Raw genomic sequence first — 4,065 nt, forward strand, 5'->3', positions numbered from 1 at the left:
GCGCCGGCGCTGGAGGCACTTTCGGAAAAGGGGCGAAAATCGGGATGAAGTGTCGAACCCCGGGGGGCTGTCAGGTGGGGCGCGGAATGACTGAGTGTCGGCCAAAACTGCCGGTGACGGCAGTCCAACTGAATTGCCGGCATCTGCCCACTCGTACCCTACCTTGGGGGTTCTGAAGATTGAAATCGGTATCGGGGTCACTTCTCGTCCGCCAAGTGCTCCTCGATCTCATCCACGAACGGCGACGAGCGCCTTGCGGTGTGTACTATATGGACCTCAGCTTTCGCCCGAGTGAACCCGACATAGAAGAGCCGGCGGGCCTCCGCGAGCTGCTGTTGGCCAACACCGTTGCGCGGCAAACGACCTCTGTCCATGCCGAACATAAATACCACGGCAAACTCCCTGCCCTTCGCGCTATGCAGCGTCGACAGAGTCAGGCGATCAAGTTGCTCACCGCTCCCAGACAGTTCGCCCAAGACCATGTCTGGGTGGTCGCCCGCCGGCGCTACGCGCGCCGCGAACGTTGCGAGCGTCTCGATCTCGTCACGCAGTGCGACACATTGGGAAGCGAACGGCTCGATCACATTGACCCGCAGTCCTTCCATCCAGCGATGCAGCAAAGTGTTTGGGTCTCGCATCTCCCACAGTTCGGCGATCAGTGCGCGATGAAAGTCCAAAAGCTGTGCATCGCTATGGATGGCCTCTATGAACAGCCGCCGCCCTTCCCTTAGCACGCGCGCGAGCCGTGGTTTCCCCGTCCGCCATCCACCGCAACACCATTGGCTGCACAACTCCAACCACTGCATGATTCGGCTGGAACGTGGGTATAAGGCGTTGCCATCGGAGCGCACGATCGGGATCGAAGCGGCCTCGGCGGCATCGGCAACGGCATTGCCAATCCAGGCCGCCGGATACAGCACGGCCACGTCGCGGTAGCCCAGTCGCGGATGCCGTTCCAGCACCTGCGGCAGCAACTCCTGCACAAGGCGTACCGCCTGCTGCTCGTACGAACCTCCCAAGGGATGGATGAACACCATGCCCTGTGCAGCGGCGTCAGCCGCTTCATAGTCGCGCTCCTCGCCCAAGGCCACTCGGGAGGCTGCGACGATGCGATTGCCACTGCGGTAGTTCAGTCGCAGGCGCACGGTCTCGACGTCCTCGCGCTCGGAAAGCCGGCGCAGCAGATCAGGGCGGGCCCCAGCGAACCCATAGATCGACTGGTCGACATCGCCCACGGCAAACAACCGCATGCCCGCGCGAAAGCACAATCCCAACACCATGCGGTGTAGCGCCACGCCGAGGTCTTGGTACTCGTCTATGACAAGCACAGGATATTTAGCAAGCAGTGCGCGCTGCAGCCACTGGTTGTCGCGCAGCGCACGCACGGCCAACAAGGGCATGTCGTCGAAGTCGATTAGACCTCGCTGACGCAGCGCTTCCTCGTAGGCTTCCACCAGTTCCGAGAGTTCCGGATCAGTCTCGCGCCACTCCACGCTATCGCGGTTCAGGATCGAGCGTCGATGGTTGCCGAGGCGGAAGTCCAAGTCCTGAAGATTGCCGGGTTCTACCAGTGTTCGGGCCGCCGCCTCGGCTAGTGACTCCTGCTTCTCCGCTCGTGTGGCCACTCCAAATCTTTCGGGCAATCCCAGCCCTGCCACCTTGGCGTAGGGGAGGATAATCTGCGTGAGAGAGAAAGAATGTACCGTCCCAACGAACACGCGCCCACCAGGCTCGACCCCCAGGGCGGCCAGCCGATCTTCAAGTTCACGTGCACACTCGTTGTTGTATGTGATGCAGGCCACGCCTCTCGGTTCACGCACGTCCTCCGCCAGCATGCGCGCCATCTTGGCCGTCAGCGTCTTGGTCTTCCCGCTCCCGGGCCCCGCTAGGACGACGCAATGGCCACGGGACTCGTAGGCTGACCATTGTCCAGGATTACCCCGGAGCTGTGCCGCCGCACGCAGGTAGGCTGCTCGATCAGACACGTTCGGCCACGAAGTCGATGGCGTTAGCGATATAGGCCGGCGGCGCCACGCCCCCGACGCACGAGGCCAGGCGCTGCGCGAACCGGCCCTTGCCGACGACTTCGATTAGCTTCAGGTACCTGTCGACGTCAAGCGTATCCGGATCAGCCTCCCAGCCATCGATCCAACCCTTTCGTTCTTCGCTCCACGACGTTTCGCGCAGCGTGTCGATGACCCCCTGCGTGAAGTTTGTATCGTTGAACAGGTCGACCTCCAACGTATCCGTATTGGAGAAGACACCGTATGCCTCGCAACGGGCGGCGAACTTATCGCCGTCTTTCATGGCCTTGAGCTCCTTGATGAGTTCTGCCGGAGACTCCCCCGTCCGCGCAGTCTCCATGGTGTCGACGAGTTTCCAGGAGCGGTTGAAGCCAAGAGGCGCTCCCTTCGGCCGGGGATCCCAATCTGTCACGACCGAGAATGGAATGCCCATCGTGGTTAAAAATTTCGCATAGGGAGTGAAGTTCGTGCCAGCGACCGAACATACCGTAATGCCCAAGTGGTCCAAATCATGTCCCCTTGCGGCGGCAAACACAGGTAGCAGAAACTTCTCAGCATCCCCTTCTACCAGGATAATCCCGCGTGCGAACAGCATCTCCGCGCGTGTGACGTCGAGGTAACGCTCTAGGTCATCCTCATCATCCGTGGTGAGGTCGACGGAAGCCGCCGAGGTGACGACGGTACCTTTGTCTGCAGATTGACGCAGCAGGACCAGCGATCGCAGCGGTGCGACGCTGGCGATATGCGGCGAATGGGTAGTCATCAGCAGCGACAGTAGTTGTTCCTTCTTCTCCTCCTCTTCCTCGTTTTCTGCTTCTTCGGCGGCGACGCCTTGGAACAGATGACGGTACACCGACCGCTGCAGGTGCGGGTGCAGGTGGGCCTCGGGCTCTTCAATCGCTAGCAGGGTATGGTCCCGCCGGTTTTCGGCCATCAGTTGCCGCAACTCAAGGGTCTTCAGCGTGAGGAAGGCGACGTTGGCCGAGCCAAGACTGGCCTCGCTGATAGTGCGCAAGCCGCCATCGATCAGGAGGCGAAGGTTCCGGTACAACCGTGTCACATCGGTCGTCCCGAAGCCCAAGCTCGGCTGGATGTCCTGACTGGGGCCGCTCATTGACGCAAACAGCTCCTGTAGGCCCTGCTCCAAACTCTGCACGGATGGAAACTCCGCTAGTTGGCCAGTTGCCGCTTGAACAGCATCGCGCACCTCCTGAAGATCGTTGCTCGCCACGCATGCAAACGCGCGTTCGAGCAGAGGCCGAAGGGGAGAGCGACGCCATGTCGCCAAGTCGCCCTCTGCGTCCCGCAGCGCGGGCAGGAGGTCCATCGCGATGCGCCGCCTTAGGTCATGCCCGAACCGCTTCGTCTCCGCCTCACCACCGTAGCAAAGGAACTCGTAGTCGTCGTCGGACTTGGGAAACCCGTCGATGCCGGGGATCGGCCGAAATTCGTAAGTGAGTCGCACGGTGTGCGGATCATCGTCGAGTCGGAAGTCCGTGAGTTGGGCCAGTAGGTCTAGGTTGTCCTCGAGGTCGGACAGTTCCACAAACACCGTGATCTTTTGATCTTCGAGCGGCTCGCCGAGCCCATCCCAGAAGTCCCCTTGGCCTAACTGGCGCGCGCTGTCTGGCAAACTAGGATCGAAGATCAACCGCAACGCATAGAGTAGGTTGCTCTTTCCGACGCGGTTCTCTCCCACGATGACGATGTTTCCATCGAGTGTGACGTCGATCTCGCAGAAATTTCGGAAGTTGTTGATGTAGATCCGTGTGAGCTTCATGGTTTCTCTCGACTTCAGGTTTCTCGGCTCGCAGCTGTCGGCCCCAAAATCACATCAGAATCAGTGGCGTGTGATGAGGACAGCATACGCCTATGACGGACGTTATGCGTACGTACTCGTACGCTGCCCTTTGCAACACTTGGGAAACTCAATCGCCAGTAACGTAGCAAATACCGGCCATTCATTTGTGCCGCCGCCAGTGACGGCTTCGGCCGATCTGCCGAAGTACAGCAACCGATAGCGTCCAAAGCGAATCGACCT

Annotated in this window: 2 protein-coding genes; both read right to left on the reverse strand. The window is 60.4% G+C overall.

All coding sequences use genetic code 11. The annotated features are described in order from the left end of the window. Positions 1 to 197: 197 nt before the first annotated feature. Positions 198 to 1,985 (reverse strand): ATP-dependent helicase, encoded by a 1,788-nt coding sequence (locus ACNKW1_RS15635; RefSeq protein WP_418365502.1) that lies wholly within the window; start codon positions 1,983 to 1,985, stop codon positions 198 to 200. Beyond that, positions 1,978 to 3,804: an ATP-dependent nuclease gene (locus ACNKW1_RS15640; RefSeq protein ID WP_418365503.1), complete on the reverse strand. Its 1,827-nt coding sequence runs from the start codon at positions 3,802 to 3,804 to the stop codon at positions 1,978 to 1,980. The genes ACNKW1_RS15635 and ACNKW1_RS15640 overlap by 8 nt, the downstream gene beginning before the upstream one ends. Between the last annotated feature and the right edge of the window lie 261 nt (positions 3,805 to 4,065).

It is taken from the genome of Thauera sp. WH-2, from assembly GCF_048321015.1.
Classification (GTDB): domain Bacteria; phylum Pseudomonadota; class Gammaproteobacteria; order Burkholderiales; family Rhodocyclaceae; genus Thauera.